At 30.6% G+C, this 22,416-nt stretch carries 24 protein-coding genes and 1 other annotated feature; of the genes, 2 read left to right on the plus strand and 22 right to left on the minus strand.

Features of this window, described 5'->3' with window-relative positions; translation table 11 throughout:
- On the minus strand, positions 1–384 hold a 384-nt coding region (locus tag AC5M21_RS11605), incomplete at its 3' end, for a class I tRNA ligase family protein (RefSeq protein WP_493531495.1).
- Positions 385–420: 36 nt separating this feature from the next.
- Positions 421–615, minus strand: a binding site (T-box leader).
- Between the two features lie 90 nt (positions 616–705).
- Positions 706–1,458 (minus strand): cell division protein FtsQ/DivIB, encoded by a 753-nt coding sequence (locus AC5M21_RS11610; RefSeq protein WP_008788978.1) that lies wholly within the window; start codon positions 1,456–1,458, stop codon positions 706–708.
- 72 nt (positions 1,459–1,530) lie between these two features.
- On the opposite strand from AC5M21_RS11610, the gene AC5M21_RS11615 reads away from it, so the two are divergent.
- The gene (locus tag AC5M21_RS11615) at positions 1,531–2,931 is read left to right on the plus strand and encodes an aldehyde dehydrogenase (protein ID WP_083806996.1); all 1,401 of its coding nucleotides are present in this window, start codon (positions 1,531–1,533) and stop codon (positions 2,929–2,931) included.
- A gap of 65 nt (positions 2,932–2,996) precedes the next feature.
- Here the strand turns inward: AC5M21_RS11615 and AC5M21_RS11620 are convergent, their stop codons facing one another.
- The 19 genes from AC5M21_RS11620 to AC5M21_RS11710 all read right to left on the minus strand — a co-directional run bounded on the left by AC5M21_RS11620 (position 2,997) and on the right by AC5M21_RS11710 (position 19,705).
- Positions 2,997–4,403, minus strand: coding sequence for a polysaccharide deacetylase family protein (locus tag AC5M21_RS11620; protein ID WP_008788980.1), 1,407 nt, complete (start codon positions 4,401–4,403; stop codon positions 2,997–2,999).
- Positions 4,404–4,606: 203 nt separating this feature from the next.
- The gene (locus AC5M21_RS11625) at positions 4,607–5,332 is read right to left on the minus strand and encodes an N-acetylmuramoyl-L-alanine amidase family protein (RefSeq protein WP_008788981.1); all 726 of its coding nucleotides are present in this window, start codon (positions 5,330–5,332) and stop codon (positions 4,607–4,609) included.
- A gap of 395 nt (positions 5,333–5,727) precedes the next feature.
- Positions 5,728–6,126, minus strand: coding sequence for a F0F1 ATP synthase subunit epsilon (locus AC5M21_RS11630; protein WP_008788982.1), 399 nt, complete (start codon positions 6,124–6,126; stop codon positions 5,728–5,730).
- Complete coding sequence (gene atpD, locus AC5M21_RS11635; protein WP_302280578.1) at positions 6,113–7,519, minus strand: F0F1 ATP synthase subunit beta; 1,407 nt, start codon at positions 7,517–7,519, stop codon at positions 6,113–6,115. The genes AC5M21_RS11630 and atpD overlap by 14 nt, the downstream gene beginning before the upstream one ends.
- A gap of 15 nt (positions 7,520–7,534) precedes the next feature.
- On the minus strand, positions 7,535–8,386 hold the full coding sequence (gene atpG, locus AC5M21_RS11640) for an ATP synthase F1 subunit gamma (RefSeq protein WP_302280577.1): 852 nt from the start codon (positions 8,384–8,386) through the stop codon (positions 7,535–7,537).
- A gap of 4 nt (positions 8,387–8,390) precedes the next feature.
- Positions 8,391–9,914: a F0F1 ATP synthase subunit alpha gene (atpA, locus tag AC5M21_RS11645; protein ID WP_302280576.1), complete on the minus strand. Its 1,524-nt coding sequence runs from the start codon at positions 9,912–9,914 to the stop codon at positions 8,391–8,393.
- A 9-nt stretch (positions 9,915–9,923) separates the two neighbouring features.
- A complete protein-coding gene (locus tag AC5M21_RS11650; protein WP_302280575.1) occupies positions 9,924–10,454 on the minus strand; it encodes a F0F1 ATP synthase subunit delta in 531 nt (176 codons plus the stop codon).
- Positions 10,454–10,957 carry a F0F1 ATP synthase subunit B gene (gene atpF / locus AC5M21_RS11655; protein ID WP_302280574.1) on the minus strand — a complete coding sequence of 168 codons (504 nt, stop codon included), beginning with the start codon at positions 10,955–10,957 and terminating at the stop codon, positions 10,454–10,456. Before atpF ends, AC5M21_RS11650 begins: the two co-directional genes overlap by 1 nt.
- Before the next feature lie 39 nt (positions 10,958–10,996).
- A complete protein-coding gene (atpE, locus tag AC5M21_RS11660) occupies positions 10,997–11,239 on the minus strand; it encodes an ATP synthase F0 subunit C (protein WP_008788988.1) in 243 nt (80 codons plus the stop codon).
- A gap of 46 nt (positions 11,240–11,285) precedes the next feature.
- Positions 11,286–11,969: a F0F1 ATP synthase subunit A gene (locus tag AC5M21_RS11665; RefSeq protein WP_008788989.1), complete on the minus strand. Its 684-nt coding sequence runs from the start codon at positions 11,967–11,969 to the stop codon at positions 11,286–11,288.
- Positions 11,962–12,330: an ATP synthase subunit I gene (locus AC5M21_RS11670; protein WP_008788990.1), complete on the minus strand. Its 369-nt coding sequence runs from the start codon at positions 12,328–12,330 to the stop codon at positions 11,962–11,964. Before AC5M21_RS11670 ends, AC5M21_RS11665 begins: the two co-directional genes overlap by 8 nt.
- Entirely contained in the window at positions 12,323–12,511 is a 189-nt protein-coding gene (locus AC5M21_RS11675; protein ID WP_008788991.1) for an AtpZ/AtpI family protein, read from the minus strand. The genes AC5M21_RS11670 and AC5M21_RS11675 overlap by 8 nt, the downstream gene beginning before the upstream one ends.
- Before the next feature lie 6 nt (positions 12,512–12,517).
- Entirely contained in the window at positions 12,518–13,144 is a 627-nt protein-coding gene (gene upp, locus AC5M21_RS11680; protein WP_302280572.1) for a uracil phosphoribosyltransferase, read from the minus strand.
- A gap of 15 nt (positions 13,145–13,159) precedes the next feature.
- Positions 13,160–14,401 carry a serine hydroxymethyltransferase gene (glyA, locus tag AC5M21_RS11685; protein ID WP_302280571.1) on the minus strand — a complete coding sequence of 414 codons (1,242 nt, stop codon included), beginning with the start codon at positions 14,399–14,401 and terminating at the stop codon, positions 13,160–13,162.
- A 4-nt stretch (positions 14,402–14,405) separates the two neighbouring features.
- The gene (rpiB, locus tag AC5M21_RS11690) at positions 14,406–14,846 is read right to left on the minus strand and encodes a ribose 5-phosphate isomerase B (RefSeq protein ID WP_302280570.1); all 441 of its coding nucleotides are present in this window, start codon (positions 14,844–14,846) and stop codon (positions 14,406–14,408) included.
- Positions 14,843–15,445 carry an L-threonylcarbamoyladenylate synthase gene (locus tag AC5M21_RS11695; RefSeq protein WP_302280569.1) on the minus strand — a complete coding sequence of 201 codons (603 nt, stop codon included), beginning with the start codon at positions 15,443–15,445 and terminating at the stop codon, positions 14,843–14,845. Before AC5M21_RS11695 ends, rpiB begins: the two co-directional genes overlap by 4 nt.
- 120 nt (positions 15,446–15,565) lie before the next feature.
- Positions 15,566–15,985, minus strand: coding sequence for a hypothetical protein (locus AC5M21_RS11700; protein ID WP_302280568.1), 420 nt, complete (start codon positions 15,983–15,985; stop codon positions 15,566–15,568).
- 17 nt (positions 15,986–16,002) lie between these two features.
- Complete coding sequence (locus AC5M21_RS11705; protein WP_302280567.1) at positions 16,003–17,772, minus strand: ATP-binding cassette domain-containing protein; 1,770 nt, start codon at positions 17,770–17,772, stop codon at positions 16,003–16,005.
- Positions 17,756–19,705: an ATP-binding cassette domain-containing protein gene (locus AC5M21_RS11710; protein ID WP_302280580.1), complete on the minus strand. Its 1,950-nt coding sequence runs from the start codon at positions 19,703–19,705 to the stop codon at positions 17,756–17,758. Before AC5M21_RS11710 ends, AC5M21_RS11705 begins: the two co-directional genes overlap by 17 nt.
- A gap of 846 nt (positions 19,706–20,551) precedes the next feature.
- Between AC5M21_RS11710 and AC5M21_RS11715 the strand changes: the two genes are divergently transcribed.
- Complete coding sequence (locus AC5M21_RS11715) at positions 20,552–21,454, plus strand: alpha/beta hydrolase (RefSeq protein WP_302280566.1); 903 nt, start codon at positions 20,552–20,554, stop codon at positions 21,452–21,454.
- Positions 21,455–21,524: 70 nt separating this feature from the next.
- Here AC5M21_RS11715 and AC5M21_RS11720 read toward each other — a convergent pair whose 3' ends face one another.
- On the minus strand, positions 21,525–22,406 hold the full coding sequence (locus tag AC5M21_RS11720; protein ID WP_302280565.1) for an HD-GYP domain-containing protein: 882 nt from the start codon (positions 22,404–22,406) through the stop codon (positions 21,525–21,527).
- Positions 22,407–22,416 lie beyond the last annotated feature (10 nt).

Here is a 22,416-nt window from a genome sequence, read left to right on the forward strand (position 1 = left end):
ATATTTACCCTCATAGTGTCCTAAATAAATATCACCTTGATCATATAATTTCTTAAATATCTTTTGGACTTGCTTAATATGATACTCATCTGTTGTTCTCATAAATTTATCATATGATGAATCCATTAAATCCCAAATATTTTTAACAACCGCTGCTTTTTCATCAACAAATTGTTTAGGAGGGATTCCTGCTTCTTGCGCTTTCAATTCAATCTTCTGGCCATGTTCATCAGTTCCAGTTTGAAAATAAACATTATATCCTTCTTGTCTTTTACTTCTTGCAATAGCATCTGCTAATATAATTTCATATGTATTCCCAATATGTGGTTTTCCTGAAGTATAAGTAATTGCTGTTGTTAAATAATAATCTTTTGGATTTTTCATGTTTGTTCTCTCCTTCCAAATAAAAAAACGCCCCTATAAAAGGACGTTAAATACGCGGTACCACCTTTTTTACACCGAAGTGTCTCTCATTACTTTAACGCAGTTAACGTTTATCTCTAACTATTCAAGATAACAGCTCCCAGACCATTCTCATAAAATTTCTGTCCTGATTTTCACCAACCATCAGTTCTCTAAAACATCCTTTTAATCTCTTCTGTTCTTTGCTTTTTCTATCTTTAACCTTAACAAATATCACTTTTATTGTCAATATCATCTCATATATTTTTAACGCTTTTTTATCTTTTAGACAATTTATTAATTCTATTCAAGATATAAATGAATACCTTCTATTGAGAAACTGTATTTATCTTTGTACTTTGTTTTATATGCTTCATAATTGAAGATTTCATCATCAAGTCTTGTTGATAAGTCCTCAATTCTTATGTACAAAATCTTATCTCCTTTCAATAAACATTTTAACCTTGTTTCATCACCACGTTGTGGCGACAATATGATATCACTTATTTCATTTTGCATAAGTGTAGGAACATCTTTGAATCCTTCAGCGAATTGTTTTAGTAATTTTTCCTCTTTAAATTCACTGACATAAGGTAATGATTTTAATAAACTTATTCTATCTTGATCAGTCGTTTTAATAATATTTCCAATATTATTAATTTCATATATATCTTTATTTATTTTTGCATATGCAATTGGCTGTGCTTCTTGCACTTCAATCTTTATATTCCCTACCCAGTCACATTGAACTGTAGCTTCTTTAATAGCCGGTAATAGTTTTATTTGCTTTTCTATTTTATGAGTATTCATAAACATATAGTATGATGATTGACTGATTGTAATATGTTCAAGTATTTCTTCTTTCTCAGTAAGAGAATTACCACTTATATGTATAGATTTTACTTTTGAATAATCACTTATTAAATAAAATGCAAGTATGATCAAAAGACATAATACTAATAAGATTTTGACTTTTCTTTTCAGTTTCTTTTTCTTTCTTTGTTTTAATGTTTTACGAACTGGATTTTCGTCATATTCATGATATACTGCATTCATTCTTGTTTCACCCTTTCCTGTTGTTTTATTCTAACACAAATCGTTTTGAAAGACTATGCGAATTACGCTATAATGAAAATAACTATTAATAGGAGGAATATTATGGATATTACACAGTTAGTTGATTCCCAACGTCAATATTTTATGACACATGATACGAAAAATATTCAAATGCGTATAAAAACAATTCAGAACATAAAACAATGGATAACTCAAAATGAAGATAAGATTATAATAGCTTTAAAGAAAGACCTCAATAAGCATGCTACTGAATCTTATATGGCTGAAATTGGATTGGTTTTAAGTGAAATAAATTATCAATTAAAACATATAAAAAGATGGTCGAAAAATAAAAAAGTATGGACTCCCTTGGCTCAGTTTTATGGAGTTAGTTATGAAACTTATGAACCTTATGGCGTTACACTTGTTATGAGTCCCTGGAATTATCCTTTTATGTTATCAATCGAACCTGCTATTGGTGCTATTGCAGCTGGAAACACTGTTATTATTAAACCAAGCGCCTATGCACCTCATGTCTCTCATATTATTAAACAAATGATTCATGAAACTTGTCATGAGAAATATGTAGCTGTTGTTGAGGGTGGTCGAGAAGAAAATATAGCATTACTTGAGCAACGTTTTGATTATATCTTTTTTACTGGAAGTGTTGAAGTTGGTAAACAAGTGATGGCTAAAGCTAGTCGCTATTTAACTCCAGTGACATTGGAACTTGGTGGAAAGAGTCCTTGTATTGTTGATGATGCTCATAGTTTAAAATTAGCTGCCAAGAGAATTGCCTTTGGTAAGTTTTTAAATGCTGGACAAACATGTGTCGCGCCAGATTATTTGTTAGTGAGAGAGAACTTAAAAAAGCCGTTTATAGACTATATAAAACAATATATTTTAGAATTCTTTGGTGATAACCCACTTGAAAATGATCAACTTGTTAAGATTATTAACCAAAAACATTTTGAAAGACTCACCCACCTTCTTGAAAATCAAGATATTATTATTGGAGGAAAAGGAAATCTACAAACTTTGAAGATTGAACCTACACTTGTTGATCATATTGATAGTGATAATCCCTTAATGAAAGAAGAAATCTTTGGACCAATTCTTCCTATTATCACATATCATTCAATTGATGAAGTCATAGATTTCATCAACAAAAGAGAAAGACCTCTTGCCTTCTATATATTCTCAAGTCATAAAGATGTTCAAAACAAACTTTTAAACTCTTGTAGTTTTGGAGGTGGATGTATTAATGATACCATTATCCATCTTGCAACAAGCCAACTTGGATTTGGTGGTGTTGGACATAGTGGCATGGGTTCATATCATGGCAAAAAGAGTTTTGAAACCTTCTCTCATACGAGAAGTCTTGTTAAGAAAGCAACATGGATTGATCTCCCATTTAGATATTACCCTTATACGACATTTAAAGAAAAAATGATTCGTCTATTTGAAAAGTAAACGAAACCTTAAAAGCAGTTCAAAAATCTCTCAAATTGAACTGCTTTTTATATTAACTTACTTATTTAATTATTCACTTTATGATGTGGTGCATAGCTATTATCATCTATACCTTTAAAGGTATAACCTAACCCTTGATAATATTCAATAATCTTTGGTAAAGCCTGCACTGTTGTTGATTTTGCCTTTGTATCATGAGCAAGAATCATAATATTATGAGCATGACTTGATGTTGCTTCTTTGACCAATTTATGAACTGCAATATTGTTTCCATTGGCATCCCCTGTACTTGCATTCCAGTCATAATATTGATATCCTCTGTTTTGCACTTCTGACACAAGAACACTCATAATACCTGGTGTGTATTTTTTAGAAACCATGTTAGAACCTCCACCAGGAAATCTTATATACTTAGGAACAAAACCAATTAACCCCTTTACCATTTTTCCTACTTTATTCAAATCATTAAAATATGCATCAACTGAAGCATATACTTTAGAATAATTATGTGTATATGTATGTAGACCTATTGTATGCCCTTTATTATGTGCTTCTTTAATAAGGTTATTATACTTTTGTCCATTACCTGTCACAAAGGATGTTGCTTTGGCATTATATTTATCTAAAATATTTAATATTTGTGCTGTATTTTCAGATGGACCATCATCAAATGTCAGATAAACAACTTTATCTCCACTTTGACCATGATTTGCTACTGATTTCTGAGAAACAGTGACTTTTTTTGTATAAGAGTTGCTATTTCCTGAACGATCAGTAACTGTATATATAACATTATATACTCCTACCTGATTTGTATCAACCTGAGATGAGTTGACATCAATTTGAGGATGCGGATCACGATTATCTTTTGCTGTAACACCTGTTAAATAGTTAATTTTACCATTTTTAGTAACACTTATATCATGTAATCCGCTTAATGTTGGTTTTTCTTCATCTTTGACAATCTTTACATTCGCTGATTTTTCTGTCTTGTTACCACCTGCATCTTCAACAACCACAATGACTTCTTGTTCTCCTTCTTTACTAAAGTCATATGTTTCTTTAAAATATGATTTTGTTTCAGTTTGATCATTGATATTTTTAACAATATCTTCTACTGATACATTCCTACCAAGGTCTATATCCAATGAATTGACTTCAAACGTTGGAGCAACAGTATCTACAACTTCAACCTTTAAAATATATTCCTTATCATTTAATTTATAGATCAATTCATATGTACCTATCTTTTCTATATTGACTTGAGATTTATCAACATCTATATCATCAATATCATGACCTCTCACCTGAGAAATAAAACTTTTAGGATCATACTCCCCTTTAATCTCAATCTTTCCAATATCATCCTTAAATTCAACAACAGGCCTATCCATAAACATAAAAAAGATTACTGCTCCAATAATAGCTATAGCAATTCCTATGATGATATAAACCCTCTTTTTAATCTTCATAATATCCCAGCTTTCTTCATCTCTATTATACATAATTCGACAGTTAATGTATACTCATACATCCTTAATAAATTCCTATATCAACAATACTTTTTAAAATAAACTCAATCTTGTAAATGAAAAGAAGAAGTGCTAATTATGAACTTCTTCTTTTTACTCCATATCATTATTTTTAATCTCAAAACATCTTACCATAAGTATATCTACTTTTTATGAACTTGATCTACTATTCCTTTTGCAATAGCTTCACCTATCTGTTCTAATTTTTGATTATCACTCAAATAATTATAATCTTTTCCCTTAATATAACCTAATTCTACTAATATAGATGGGACAGTATTCGCTTTTAGAACAACCAAACTCTTTCCATCTTGAATACCCCTATTTTTAGAATAATTTAATTTTTCTATGTATGTACCAACAGAAGTTGCTAAAGCTGTACTTTCATCATTTTTAGTATAAACTTCAAACCCTGAAACATCAGTTGTTTTATCAAAATCATTAACATGTATAGATACAAAATACTTAGCTTGATTTGTTTTACTTATTGCTGCTCGCATTTCCAAGTCTGTTTTTTTATCATCATGTAACTCAATATCTTCTGTTCTTGTATAAATAACTTTAATATTTTGATTTTCTAAATATTTGCCAACTGCTTTAGCAGTTGTAAGCGTAATATCTTTTTCAAATAGATTTTTTGTATTTGCACCAGCATCATATCCTCCATGTCCTGGATCAATAACAACTGTTGCAATATATTCTTTCTCTTTTTGTTCAACTTGTACTGGCTTTTCTTTAGCAAAAAATCCAGAAACCTGATCTACTGCAAACATAATTCCTTTATATAGTCCAAAAAGGATTATTATTGCAATGATAGCAACCAAAATAACTCTGTCTATTCTTAATTTTAATTTCTTCTTTTTTGCCATTATCTCACATCCTCGCAAGTTTTATTCTAACATGTTTCGACACAATAACAAATCTTTTTTATATTTTGTTTAACAGATTATTGATTGTATTATCATCCTTTTGAGACTTATCCTGGTTTTTTTCTTATTTTCTTTCTCAATTTTTTAATAATCTCATACTCCTGTATTTTTCTAGATACTCTTTTTGTTCAGGATTCTCATGTTATATGACTTCTCATTGCAACATACTTACTTAACTTCTCTCTTCAATTTTCATCCTGCATAAACCTTATCTCTATATGTATCTCAGTTATTTCATTCTACCTAAATATCTGCAATATGTTCAATTATTTCCATAATCAGCTCATTTTCATTATAATGCAGGAAAGAAAAAAAGATTTGAACCAAATCAAATCTTAATTCCCATTTTTAACATGTATTCTAGTTATTGCTTTTCTCAAAGCCATTTCAGCTCTTAAAATATCGCCATCTTTATCTTGCAAACGTTTTTCTGCTCTACGTTTTGCTTCTTCAGCACGACGTAAATCAATTTCTTCTGGTGATTCTATTGCATTAGCAATAATTGTGGTTTCATCTTCATTGACATAAACAAAACCACCAGATAATGCAAATCTATTTCTTTGCCCATTCGCATCTTTATAGTCCATTTCTGCAATTTCAAGTCCACTTGCAAGAGGCAAGTGGTTTGCAAGAATACCAATTTGACCTGCTGTTGTTCTTAAGTTGAGTAACTCTACTTCTGTTTCTTTGTAGATTCCTCTTGGTGTCACTATCTTCAGCTTAAACGTTTTCATCAGTTAAAGTCTTTGCTTTCTCAATAGCTTCTTCAATCGAACCTACATTATGAAATGCTTGTTCAGGTAAATGGTCACATTTTCCTTCTAAGATTTCTTTAAATCCTCTGATAGTATCCTCAACACGAACATATTTTCCTTCCATTCCTGTAAATTGAGAAGCTACAGTAAATGGTTGTGATAAGTAATTACGGATACGTCTTGCACGAGCAACAGTTATCTTGTCTTCTTCACTTAATTCATCCATACCTAAAATAGCAATAATATCCTGTAATTCTTGGAATTTTTGGAGTATCTGTTGCACTCCATGCGCTACTTCATAATGAACTTGTCCTACAACTAAAGGATCAAGAGCTCGTGATGATGAGTTTAATGGGTCAACAGCTGGATATATTCCTAATGCTGCAATAGAACGATCCAATACAACTTTTGCATCTAGATGAGCAAAGGTTGTGGCTGGAGCAGGGTCAGTCAAGTCATCAGCAGGTACATAAACTGCTTGTACTGATGTAATTGAACCTTTTTTTGTTGATGTAATACGTTCTTGTAATTGTCCCATTTCTGTAGCCAGTGTTGGTTGATAACCAGCTTGTGAAGGAACACGTCCTAGTAAAGCTGATACTTCTGAACCAGCTTGTGTAAATCTAAAGATATTATCAATAAATAATAAGACATCCTGATTTTGTTCATCTCTAAAATACTCAGCCATTGTCAGTCCTGTTAATGCAACTCTTAAACGAGATCCTGGTGGTTCATTCATTTGTCCGAAGACAAGTGTTGTTTTATTTAAAACACCACTCTCTTTCATCTCATAATAAAGATCATTACCTTCTCTTGAACGTTCACCAACTCCTGCAAAGACAGATAATCCACCATGCTGAGTTGCAATATTATTAATCAATTCTTGGATTAATACTGTTTTCCCTACTCCAGCACCACCAAACAGCCCAATCTTACCACCCTTAATATAAGGACAAATTAAATCAATAACCTTGATTCCTGTTTCCAAGATTTCTGTTTCAGTTCTTTGTTGTGCATAAGTAGGTGCACTTCTATGTATTGGCATAGCCGTCACATGAGAATCCAACGGTTCTTTACCATCAATTGGATGACCTAAAACATTAAACATTCTTCCTAATGTTTCATTTCCTACAGGTACACTAATAGGTGCTCCTGTATCGATTGCATCAAGTCCTCTGATTAATCCATCAGTAGGCCCCATTGCAATACAACGTACGATATCGTCACCAATATGTTGTGCAACTTCCACTGTTAACGATTCACCCTGATTATCAATTTGAATCGCAGTATTTAAAGCTGGTAAAAAATCAGCATTAAATGCAATATCAACAACTGGTCCAACAGCACGTACGATTTTACCTATATTAGACATAAGGCACCTCCTTTTCTATTGAGCATTCGCTCCTGCAACGATTTCTGATATCTCATTTGTAATCGCTGTTTGTCTTGCCTGATTATATTTTAACAATAAGTCTTCAATTAATTCTTGAGCATTGTCAGTAGCATTTTCCATAGACACACGTCTTGATGCATTTTCACTTGTGACTGACTCTACTAAATAACCATATATTACTGACTGTAAATACATAGGTATCAAATGATTGAGTACATCACTTGGACTTGGTTCAAAGATAGTAAATTTCTTTGTGACCTCAATATCTGTAAAATCAGCGGTATCAACAGGCAATAGTGTGATAACTCTTGGTGTGAATGTAAGATTATTTACAAATTGAGTATAGATAATCTTAATTTTAGAAATCTCCTGATCTCTATACATTTGTGTTAATTCACCCACAAGTCTTACAATTTCTCTAAAATCCATAGTTGAATTTAAATGTAAATATTCATGATTAAATTCAATCTGTCTATGTGTTAAATATGCTGCTCCCTTAGAACCAATCATATAAACAAGATCATTATCATGAATCTCATTTGCAATCGTTTTTAAAACATTAGCATTATATCCACCACATAGCCCCAAACTTGATGTCATTGCAATATAAACAGTCTTTCCTTGAGTATTCTCTTTCAAATATGGATTATCAATTAAATTCTTATTACTGGCAAGAATCTCAGCAACTGTTTCTTGAACCATACTATAGTAAGGTTTGAGTTCTTCTAATTGTTTTCTAGTCTTTTGAAGTTTAGAAGTGGCAACAAGTTGCATTGCTTTAGTGATTTTTTTTGTAGATTCAACGGACTTTATACGTCTTTTAATAGACTGCATATTACTAGCCATTGTTCTATCCTTCCTTATTCACTTTTAGAAATTTTTCTACAAACTCACTCATGACTTCTTTTAATTGTTTTGTAAGTTCTTCACTAATTGCTTTTTCAATACGAATATCTTCAATCATATCTGCATGATTTAACTTCATTTCTTCATATAATTCACTAACAAACTGTGATACTTTTGTCACTGGGATTGTTTTTGTAAATCCATATTTTAATGCAAACAATGAAATCACCTGTTCTTCTACAGAACGAGGGGAATATTGAGCCTGTTTCAAGACTTCACGAACTTTTTCACCATGATCCAATGTTGCCTTTGTTGCTGCATCTAAATCACTACCAAATTGAGCAAACGCCTGCATTTCAGCAAATTGTGCCAATTCTAGTTTTAATGATCCTGAGACTTGCTTCATTGCTTTAATTTGAGCAGAAGAACCTACACGGCTTACTGATAATCCAGTATCAATGGCAGGTCTAAATCCAGCATTAAATAAATCCTGCTGTAGGAAGATTTGCCCATCTGTAATTGAAATAACATTTGTTGGGATATATGCTGAGATATCTCCCGCCTGTGTCTCAATAATTGGTAAAGCTGTAATTGAGCCTCCACCATTTTCTTCATTTAAACGACATGCTCTTTCCAGTAAACGAGAATGTAAATAGAAAACATCTCCTGGATAAGCTTCACGTCCTGGTGGTCTCTTCAATAAGAGAGAGACAGTACGATAAGCAACGGCATGTTTAGATAAATCATCATAAACAATTAATACATCTTTTCCTTGTGCTAACCACTCTTCTGCCATTGCACTCCCTGCATATGGCGCAATATATTGAACTGGAGCAAGTTCACTTGCACCTGCTGAAACAATCGTTGTATATTCCATTGCTCCACCCTTACGTAATTTCTCTACGATTTGAGCAACAGTAGAATTCTTCTGTCCAATTGCAACATACACACAATAAATATTTTGACCTTTTTGATTTAAAATTGTATCAATAGCAATAGCTGTTTTTCCTGTTTGTCTATCACCAATGATTAACTCACGCTGTCCTCTACCAATTGGAATAATAGCATCAATAGATGTAATTCCCGTTTGCAAAGGCTGGTCTACAGACTTTCTTGTCATAACTCCACTCGCAACTCTTTCAATTGGTCTTGTTTTAGAAGAAACGATTTCTCCCTGACCATCTATTGGTTGCCCTAATGGATTCACAACACGCCCTAATAAACCATCACCAACAGGAACTTCAATAATTTTTCCTGTTCGTTTCACTTCATCGCCTTCCTTAATAGTTCCTTCACTACCAAGTAATACAGCACCAACACTATCCTCTTCAAGATTCATAACCATTCCATAAACATCATCAGGGAACAACAACAATTCTCCAAGCATAGCATTATCTAAGCCATGAACAAGTGAAACACCATCACCAATCGTCATAACTGTTCCAATATCTTTAGATTCAATCTGATCATTAAAATGCTTAATCTGTTCTTTAATTAATGCACTAATTTCATCTGGTCTTAGATCCACTACCTTCACCTACCTTCTCAATAACTCTTGTTTCAGTGATTCTAATTTATAAGAAAGTGAATCATCATAAACATGATTATCAATTTCTACTTTAATTCCACCGATTAAACGTTCATCAATAACCACACGTAACTTAACTTTCTTTCCTTCTTTTCTACCAATAGCGTGTTCAATCTTTTGAACTTGCTTATCATCTAAAGGATAAGCGCTGACTACCTTACCAACTTTAATGCCAAAATAATCATTACATAAAGATTGGAACTGCTGACAAATCTCTCTTATATATTTGATTCTTCTTTTCTTAATGAGTAACAATAAGAAATTATAGACATATAAAGAGACTTGTCCTTCAAAACTCTTTTTCAAGACATCAACTTTGATTTCATCTTGTAATGCAACATGGCTAAAGAACTTCACAATCTCTTCATTATCAAAAACTTCTTGAATTTTTGTGATATCTTTTTGATAAGTCTCAATGGTCTTTTCATCTTTTGCTAAATCAAATAATGATTCAGCATATCTCATTGCAATAATGTCCATTAATTGACAACCTTTTCAACAAAGTCTTCAACCATTTGTTGATTTTCTTTGGTATTCATTTCTTTACTTAGAACTTTTGCAGCAACTTCTATTGCAATACCAACCATTTCTTCTTTCATTTCTTCTTTAGCTTGTTGTTTTTCTGCTTCAATTTCTCTTTCAGCCTGTTGTAATTTATTAGCAGCTTCTTTTTTCGCATCTGCTACAATATCATCACGGACTTTTAAAGCATCGGCTTTTGCTCTTTCAACAATTCCACGATATTCTTTAGCAGATTCACGTGCCTGTTCTTCGCTTTCTACCATAAATGTCTTTGCTTTTTCATTCATTTCCTTTGCTTCATTGATTGTTGATTCAATGAAATTAGCTCTTTTTTCAAAATAAGCCTGCATAGGAGTCCAAAGAAATTTCTTGAAAAAGAATAGCATTATTCCTGTTGAACACAATTGAATAATAACTGTTGTTATATTGGGAAATAACTTTCCAGCAATATCAATATTCATTTCTTGTTCCTCCTTCTTTATCTACTCATTCTCCAACTTTTATCCAATAAAGCTTGGGAAAACGAACATTAATAAGAAAGAAATTAATAAACCATAAATAGCAACTGTTTCAGATAAAGCAATACCTAAAATCATCATTGTACGAATTTTTCCTTCAGCTTCTGGATTTCTACCTACAGCCTCAACTGCTTTACTCGCTGCAATCCCTTCACCAATTCCTGTTCCTAAACCTGCACATACAGCGATACCTGCTGCAATTGCAATTAAACCATAATCTGTCATTTTTTTATTCCTCCAAATAATTTTTTGTTTTTTTATTCTTCACCAGTTATTCTGCTTCTATTGATATCAGAATACTAGATAAAGTCACAAATACTAATGTTTGAATACATCCTGCAAAAACATCAAAATAAGCATGTAATACAGGTGCTAAAATAGGACCCAAAATATTGACTGGTAAGATAAAACTTGATAACCAGCCAGTAAATTGATAAACCAGTCCCATTAAAATTGTTCCACTCAATATATTACCAAACAAACGCATTGATAACGATATTAATGGTGATACTGCTCCAAGTATATTGGTAGGTGGCCATATTAATTCTTTAACATATGTTAATCCACCTTTTTTCTTTAACGCATTATACTGAATTAATGTAAATGTAATTAATGTCATTGCCAAAGTAATCGAAAAATTTGATGTTGGTGCATCAAAACCAATCAAACCACTTAAATTAGCAACAATTAAATAAACAAACAACATCGCAAAATAAGGATAATAACGTTTCTCAAATCGTGATGGCATGATTGATTTCATATAGTTATAAACCATCTCTATACCTGTTTCACATACTAACACAATACCTTTTGGCTTCTCTAACGGATCAGCTGCCATAACCTTTTTCCCAGCAAATACAAAGAATAGAATTAACGCTGACATTATAATTAAAGAGAATACCAGTTCAACTTGTAATTGAATATGTACTGTAGAAAGTATTGTCGCACTAAGCATCAACTTCACCTCCTTTATGAATAAATCCTTCTACATATATTGTTACCTTGGTAACCATATATCCTAAAAATACACCGAGTAAATGAAACCATGGTGATTTTACAGATATATAAAACCCTAATGCATATAAAGCTAACTTTGCCAGAAACATAACTGCAATAATTGCAGTAGACATTGAAAACTTTAATATTCCTTCAGACATTTTCATAATCATTAAAAAGACAATGATATTTATAATATACCCCAAAATAAACCCTAATATATAAGATATATTTTGAATACATAAGCTTAGTAATCCGAGCCCTAAACATCCAACAAGAAAGACATAAATAGAACTTTTTAATACAGTTTTCTCATTCATGTTTACCCACTCCTAACAATAATCTTATAACATAGACAAAAGCCAATAATAGACATATTAATAATATAATTGGCTGACTATGAAAATACTGATCAAGTTTAACACCTACGAATGAACATATAATGAACGTTCCTATAACTCTTAAACCTAATTCTAATGCATAGACCAAGTCTTTTAACATCGTTTTTTATTCATCTGTTCCAAAAAGACGATCACCAGCATCCCCTAAACCTGGAACAATATAACCTTTTTCATTTAATTTTTCATCTAAAGCCGCAACAACTAAATCAACATCAGGATGATCGCGTTCGATAACTGCAATACCTTCTGGTGCAGCAACCAAACATGCCAGTTTAATATACTTTGCCCCACGTTTTTTAATATTGACAATAGCAGCAGATGCACTTCCACCAGTTGCTAACATTGGGTCAACGACAATAACATCAGCAGTATCTAAACATGATGGAAATTTAGCATAATATTCCTCTGGTTCTAAAGTTGATTCATTTCTAGCCATTCCAATATGACCGACTTTTGCAGTTGGTATAATTGTTTTGAAACCATCGACTAAACCAAGACCAGCTCTTAAAATAGGAACAAGAATAATTGGTCTTACAAGTTCTTTTCCTGTCATTTGACATATTGGTGTGACGACTTCGATATTTTTGGTTGGTAATCCTTTTGTCACTTCATAAGCCATTAACATAGCAATTTCATCTAAGTTCTGTCTAAATTCTTTTGTTCCTGTATCTTTATTTCTCATAATTGTTAATTTATGATCAATTAAAGGATGATTTAATATTGTTGTTGCCATAATTTGTCCTTCTTTCTATTTGATATAAGTGAAGTCATGATACATAGTCACTTTATCAGTTAATGCTTTCACTCTTTTTATACACTCTTCTTTAATTTCGTCAGTTTCTTCATTCTTTAAACGATAAGCTATAATTTTTCCAACTTCTTTGAAATCTTCTTCTTTAAAACCTTTTGTTGTCATAGCTGGTGTTCCAACACGAATACCACTTGCTTTAAATGGTTTTTCTGTGTCAAAAGGTATAGCATTCTTATTTGCAGTAATGTTAATTTCATCAAGTAATCTTTCAGCTTTTTTTCCACTCATTCCACAACTTGCTTTCACATCAATTAATAACAAATGATTATCAGTTCCATCTGCAACCAATCTAAATCCCTCTTCTTTTAAAGAGTCTTCAAAAGCCTTCGCATTTTTAATAACTTGAGTTGCATAGTCTTTAAATTCAGGTTGTAATGCTTCATAGAAACATGCAGCTTTAGCTGCGATAATGTGCATTAATGGACCCCCTTGCATACCAGGAAAAACAGCACGATCTATATCAGCAGCTAATTCCTCTTTACACATAATGACCCCACCACGTGGTCCTCTTAATGTTTTATGAGTTGTTGTTGTGACAATATCAGCATGTGGGAATGGAGATGGATGTAATCCAGCAGCAACCAAACCAGCAATATGCGCCATATCAACCATAAACAATGCTCCATTTTCATGAGCAATACGAGCCATAAATTCAAAATCAATTGTTCTTGAATAAGCACTTGCCCCTGCTACAACTAACTTTGGCTTGATATCTTCAACTTTTCTCTTAAAATCATCATAATCAATTGTTTCAGTTTCTTTTGTGACTCCATAACTATGAAATTCATAATTTATTCCTGAATAGTTTAATGGATGTCCATGCGTTAAATGTCCGCCATCAGCAAGAGACATTCCTAGAACTTTATCACCATGTTTTAAAACAGCTAAATAAACCGCTGTATTTGCCTGTGCCCCAGAATGAGGCTGCACATTTGCATGCTCACATCCAAATAATTCTTTTAAACGATTTCTTGCTAAATCTTCTACTTCATCAACAAATTGACATCCACCATAGTATCTCTTTCCAGGATAACCTTCAGCATATTTATTTGTTAAAACAGTTCCAGCTAATTCTAAAATTTGTTCAGAAACAAAGTTTTCAGAAGCAATTAATTCAATATTATTTCTTTGTCTGTTTAATTCTCTCTCAACACTTTCAAAAACTTCAGTATCTCTCATTGTTTTATTCCTCCTCTAAAGCCATAACTTTTTGAATTCTTGCATCATGTCTACCACCTTCATAATCAGTACTTAACCATGCATTTAAAATTTCCAAAGCTAATCCTTCTCCAATAACTCTTTGCCCCATTGCAATCATATTAGAATCATTATGAGCTCTTGTCGCTTTAGCACTAAATACATCATGTACCAATGCACAACGAATTCCATTGACCTTATTACATGTAATAGAAACACCAATGCCAGTTCCACATACAACAACACCTTTTTCACATTCCCCCAACGCTACTGCTTTTGCAGCTTTTGAAGCATAATCAGGATAATCACAACTTTCCTCATTATAAGTTCCAAAATCAACAACTTCATATCCTTGTTTCTTCATCTCTTCAACAAGAACATTTTTTAATCGTAATCCTCCATGATCACATGCAACTGCTATTTTCATTTCAATACCTCCTGTATATCCTCTTTTGTTATTTTACCCTCACGTAATATTTTGATTTCATTTCCACTTACATCCACAACAGTACTTGCAACATTGTCATTTGTATGTCCATCTACTACCAAGTCAATACGACCATCCAATTGATCTAAAACTTCCTTTGTTGATGTAGTATTGGGGTGATTTGATAAGTTTGCACTTGTCACTAGCATAGGTCCAGCTTTCTGTAGCAAAGTCAATACATATTGATTATCTGGTATACGAATTCCAATTGTCTCTTTTCCATTCGTCATAATCGAATCAACATTGCCTTTTTTCTTAAAAACAAGTGTAATCATGCCTGGCATAAAAGCCTGAATAATCTTTCTTGCATCATCACTCACATAAGCATATTTTTCGATATCTTTTTTATCTGCTACCATCAATGTAATGGCCTTAGAATAATCTCTATTCTTAGCCTCCATTAACTTATCTAATGCTGTTTTTGAGCCAAACTTCACACCAACTCCATAGACTGTTTCTGTTGGAAATGCGACCACACCATTACATTCAACAATATTACAAACTTCTTCAATCTCATCAATTGATACAACCTTTGTCATCACACATCACCCTCTGTGAGATATTCTACCATAAAACGGTTAAAAATTATAGAAATATAGGTAGAAAACAAGAAAATTCAAAATATAAAAAGAAAGACACAAAATTTTGTGTCTCCTTCTCTAAATTCGTATTCTACAATCATAACTCCACATTGTACCACTTGTCATTTCTCTAACATTAAATGAGACCTTTACACTGTCTCCAGTTATTTTTTTACCAACAGCAGGGTCAGATTTGACTCCACCAATTGTTAAAAAAGGATAAGCTATTGAAAAATGAGGCTCACATGTTGCTGATATGACAGTGAAGCTTGAATCTAGCGAACTATATTCAACAACAACTTTACAAGTCACATATCCCATATTAATACCATTCTTACTTAAACCAACATCTTCCTTAACTGTATATCTTTCTATAACTGCATATGGAGTTGTTTTATTATCTAAAGCTCTAACTCGATTTGTTGTGACTAAAGATATTATACAAATAAACATACAAACTAAACAAAGCAATATTTTTTTTAATGTTATTCTTCTCATGTTTTTTCCTTCTTTCTTTATTTTAATAAAATCTCTGGTGTATACCGCTTAAGAAATAAAATATAAATAATGAGATTAATAATTAATAGAATGGCTGCATTTATCAAAATAACCACAATAAAGATTGGTAGCATCTCTAATAATTGAGATGCGAACAAGAGTGTTAGAACTGTAGATAAACTAAAGGCAATCAAACTCATAGTTAATAATAGGATGCTTTCCTCAAATATTTTCATATTTACTAATTGAGAATGATTAACACCTAAGGTTTGAAGTAATGCAATATTGCGCTTATCTCCAATGACATTATATATTTTATATATACTCAAAATAACAATCATAAATATCCATATAAATACAAGATAAATTGAACCAAATACTTGAATAAATTGTGATTGAGTAGATATATCTAAAGAAGTTGTAAAAATATAAGAATTAGATAGATTCTTTAAAATATCATGATAATCTTCCAAAGAATTTAATTCTACTATCATTTTTATAACAGGTACGTTTCCTAATTCAACACCCTTGTTTGCTAATTTGTCCTTTAACATATTATAAGGAACATATATAGATTTCTCTTGATCATAATTGGGTTTCAATACACCTTTTACGTCAACTTTTTCAAAATCTTCTATATTGAATGTTTTAAATATTCTTTCTTTATAATAATGATAGATTTCATAACTTACATATATAGAACTATTAGTCATATGATTGTTTTTAAGAAGAATATCACTTTCTTGAATAGATTGTGGATAATATGCTTTCATTTCGACATTATTTAAATATATATTATCAATTAATAAATGGCATTGAATTGTTGTATAAGGATATATTTGATAAGAATTAAATTGTTGTTTTATTCTTGCCTGTTCTGTCACGTTTATATATTTATTGTCTTTTCTAACTATTTGACCTTGATAATGTATATTTGATAAGAGCATTAATTCATCCTCTTTTTGATAAAAGTGACCATAAATGAGTGATAATGTAAATCCAGCTAATAAAACTCCCAAGAAAATACCCAAAATTAATGATGATCTTTTATTTTTTTTATAGACATATTTCCTCAATACTTTCTTATCTAATACCTTTCCCTTAAATTCGAGATTTGTTATTTGATACTGAGATTCTTTTAAAGGAATAACCTTTAAATCTATGATTGTATAAATTTGATCAGCTATGTTTAAAAAGCTATCATCATGTGATGCGACTATCACCATTTTATTAAAGTCATATGCTAATTGTTGTATTATTGATAATATAATTTTTTTATTATCTTCATCTAAATAAGCTGTTGGCTCATCAAAAATAAACAACTTAGCATTTTTTACGATGCCACAAACAACAGCTAACCTTTGTTTCTCTCCTCCAGACATAGATTTTATATTTGTATGAAAATCCAAATCAAGTTTGACAAAGTCTAAATATTTTCTAATCTCATCTTCACTCATTTTGTTGCCTGCCAAATCTGCATGAAATTGAATATTTTCAATAAGTGTTAAATGTTCAAAAAGATAGTTTTCTTGAAATATAATTGATATATCATTTTGACGTATTAAACACTGTTCTTTTTTATCAATTTTTAAAACATTTAACTCATCAAAATTATAGTTCATTGACATTTGAGTATGAAGTAAAGCGATGCTCATTAATAATGTTGTTTTTCCACATCCACTTTCTCCCTGTAATAGTGTTACTTGAGAATAGGGTATATTTAATTTACCACTTTCAATAAGTCTATGCTCACCAAAGGATAGATTGATATCAGTTAAACTTATCATAGTGTATCATCCCTCGTAGTATTCTGCTTATTGCATAATAAGCTGTTAGCACAAAACTCACTATTAAAATAACTGTAGTTCCACTCCATATTAAAGATAATGTCATAAAATCCAATAATCCTTTTGTAACATAATGATATATGCACATGACTATAATAGATAATACAACCCACATAATGCTTAAGTTCCAATAATCTCTCATATAATATTTTCTTAATTCTAAAATAAGACCTTCTCTTCTGAGTATTAACATTTCTGCTTTTCTTAGATATAGAAGATAATAAGATAATAAAATAGTTATCAAAAATAGAATTATACAAATAAAAACCATGATATATTGTGTTGAATGGCTTGTTTCAATCAACACACTTGCATTAAAATTCTGATAATTAACTCTATATAATTCATTCATACTTTCTATTTCCATTTTAATCGTATCTTTTTTATCTTCATCACATAAAACAAGATATGTCATAGGGTGGTTGTATATATGCTTTGTATGAATATCAGCGTGTTCTTCAAGTAATTTTTTCACATCTTCAATAGGCATATATATTCTTACAAAATTAGCAGAATCAATGCTTTTATTAGAATCACCATAAACTGAGTTTGGTAAAACACCATTAATCTTTAATGTAATAGGAGTCTCTTCACTCTTATAATCGATTTTTCTAATTTCTTCTTCCATCCCCGTTGCACTACTTTTTGTTTCAAAATAATGAACAGGAAGATAAAAATGAAATGTAATACTTTCTCCACCTTGAATATTCCCACCTAAAAAATCAGCAAAGCCATCATCAATATATATTCCCTCTATCTCTTTTCCATTGATTTGAATATGTTGTAATGGGTCATAAGAGAAAATAGCAATCTTAAGGTACCAATCAGTACCATAGACTTTGCTCATCTTCTCCCAATAATAAGATATTTGTTGACTTTGACCATTAGATTTCATTAAATTTAATGAACGATTTTCACCATTTCCATAATCTCCTAATGCATAATAAGGAGTAACAGATTGAACTCCATTAATCTTTTGTATTGCAGCAACATCTTCTGATTCAATATAATCGTACTCTTCTAAATCTAACCATCTTGCATCAGGAAGTTTATAATAAATTAAACCATTAGACTGTAATGAAGCTTTTTGATTATCTATATTTGCTTTTAATGCTATATTTGAACTTAACGAAACAGAAATTAGATTAATACAAATAACACCTACTAAAAATAGAATAATAAACAAAAATCTTATTTTTAAATTCTTATATTTATAGTATTTTATATAAGATGGTTTGTCTTTACAAATATGAAGATTGTTTTCTTTAGATATAATGCTTTTTTCTTCTATCAATTGTAAATTTGAAATTTCATAAACTGAATCTGCTTTTTGAATCAGTTGATTATCATGAGATGTACAAATAATAAGCATTGTTTTTGATAATTCTTTAAGAACATCTAAAAGTATTTCTTTATTCTTTGTATCAAGAGATGCAGTTGGTTCATCTAACAACATAATGCTTTTATTCATCATAAGAGCTAATGAGATAAGGAATCTTTTTCTTTGACCCGTAGAAAGATAAGATGGATATTTCTTCAAATCAATATTCTCTAAATTAACTTTCTGGAGATACTCATTCATACTATTTGTTGAAATAGTTATATTGTGTAAATTTGCATAGAATTCGAAATGATCAAATATTGTCATATTATGTAAAAACTGACCTTCTTGATCAATATAACTGACATTTTGAAATAAAAAATCATTTAAATTATCTTTATTTATATCATTACCCATATAACTTATAGAACCACTTTGAAGTGGTAATTCAAAAGATAATAATTTTAATAATGTTGTTTTTCCACATCCACTTTTTCCATGAATACAAACAAGAGATGAATCATTAAGTCTTAAATTTGCATTTTTGAAAATCTATTTTTTATATTGAAAACATATATCTTTTAAAACCAACATGAAATCATCCCTTTCATAAACTCATTTAAACATTATTAGATATAAATAATATTATTTATATTTGAAAATTAAAAGTCATATACTTTACTAAAGTACCAACTGTTTTCATTTGATATGTGATTTTTACATAATCTCCTGTAATCTGTCTATAACCCTCTGGAGTTGTAACTACATTAACAACTTTTCATATTAATGTTGTTGTAAAGTGTGTTTCATATATCATATTGTTAAAAGCAAACATGGCATTATTATTTTTATATTTTATACTATTAACTAACTTGTCAAACTGAATAGAGATTATTTATTAACTTTGTACTCTTCCAGTCATGTTTTCTTCAAACATTTTAGCATCAAATTGATAATACTAATTATCATCTGATACTCAATGGTATTTTTTAATTGAATAGTTCCCAGTAATTAATATAATTAGAATCATAAAATTGTGTTAAAATGATTTTAACTGACAATCAATCTAAACTTGTAAATCATTAAAAGACTCTTTTATCTAAGCATAGTCTTTATTAGAAATTATATTAATGTCTATCTATTTTTAAAATAATAAACAACTGCAAAACCACTTATCACTAAAATACCTAGAATAAAAGCATTCTTAATTAAGGCTGCTAATACATCCATATTGTTTCCTCCTTATTATAAGACATAAAGATGAAGGTTATTTTATAAAATATAATCTTCTTATTTCTATCTATATTATAACAAATATATTATTTAAAGTTATGAAAATTTACACTTTTAATTATTTTATGATATGATAGGTACATACAGGAAAGGAATGTGATTGAAATGAAAAAGAAAACTCTTGCAACTGCAGCATTACTATCAGGAATTGCTGTTGGTTTTACAAGTATTATGGCAATTGATATTGCATGTAAGAAAAGACCTAAAGATGCTAAGAAACCAATTGATGAAAAAGATTCTCAATGGTTAAATCAACAAAATTTTGAAGATTTACAAATAACATCTCATGATGGGTTAAAATTACGTGCTAAACTATTGAAGGCTGAGACAGAAACTGATAAAGTTCTTATTGCTGTGCATGGTTATCGTAATTATAATTTAAGAGAATTCGCTTATTATGTGAAGTTCTATCATGAATTAGGCTTCCATGTTTTATTACCTAACAATAGAGCCCATGGTGATAGTGAAGGAACATATATTGGCTTTGGTTGGTTAGATAGATTAGATTGCATTCAATGGATTGAAGAAATAAAAGATTATTTTCATAAAAATTTGCAAATTGTTTTACATGGTATTTCTATGGGAAGTGCTACTGTATTAATGGCAAGTGGGGAGAAATTACCTGATGATGTCAAATGTATTATTTCAGATTGTGGTTTTACAAGCGTTCTTGATGAATTGGCACATAACCTTAAACAATCTCATATCCCACCTGCATTTATATTACCTACTGCAACCCTATTAAGTAAAAAACGTATAGGATATAGCTTTAAAGAAGCATCTACGATTGAACAAGTTAAAAAATCAAAAACACCAACTTTATTTATTCATGGTGATCAAGATGACTTTGTTCCAACTTATATGGTATATGATTTATATAATGCTTGTTCTGCTGACAAAGATCTATTAATCGTTGAAGGAGCAAAACATGCACAAAGTTATCTTGTTAACCCTAAACTTTGTGAAAAGACGATTATTGAATTTATGAATCAATATGTTCATCTTTAATTGTTGTCTCAAATATGCAAAAAGAGTTTAGATCAAAACTAAACTCTTTTTATATTTACATATCTCATTATTAAATATCAAATAAACTTCCATCATTGACTAATTGTTTAAGAATAGCTGTTATTTTTTTATCATATTGTTCAGGCAGATTTTCTAATTCATTTACTGCCTCCAAGTATGTCATATCTTTGTGATAATTGCGATGACTTGTCATTGCATCAAATGCATCTGCAACTGCTATAATTCTAACATCTAATGAAATTTCTTCTTCCTTTAACCCATATGGATATCCACTTCCATCTAATCGCTCATGATGTAATGAAGCCATTTTGGCAATATTTTCTTCAAAATGTTCCTTTAATAAATCATATGTATCTATAGGATGTTTTTTAATAATCTGATATTCTTCTTGTGTTAATTTTCCTGGTTTTTGTAAGATTTCTTTTGGAACTTTAACTTTTCCAACATCATGAAGTCCTGCAGCAGTTGCTAGAGGAATAATATCATAGGCTGGATCTAATGCTAAGGCAATCGCACTTGAGTATTTACGTACTCTATGACTATGTCCAATTGTATAAATATCTTTTTGCTCAATTTCATCAATAATTTTACGAAATACTTTGGCAGTATCAATATGCTGTACTTTTTCTGTATTTGTAAAAACAAGTAATTGAGAAACTTCATTTGCGACCAACATATATGTATGCTGGATATTATCTAGAACTATGCTTGTGTGTGATGAAACCTTCATTTTACCATCAGGCGTTGTTATAAAAATACTTCCTGAAATCACATAGATAATCATGATAACATCTTCTGTTTCAGCTGTAAAACCCATCATTCTATCTGGATTAATTTCATAATAAGCAAACTGTAAAGAGTCATTACTATAAAGTTCTTTGACATTTGTATTATTTAAAGAGGGGTTGGGTATAACTTGAAACTCAGACATATATATAACC

Source organism: Coprobacillus sp. (assembly GCF_984815275.1).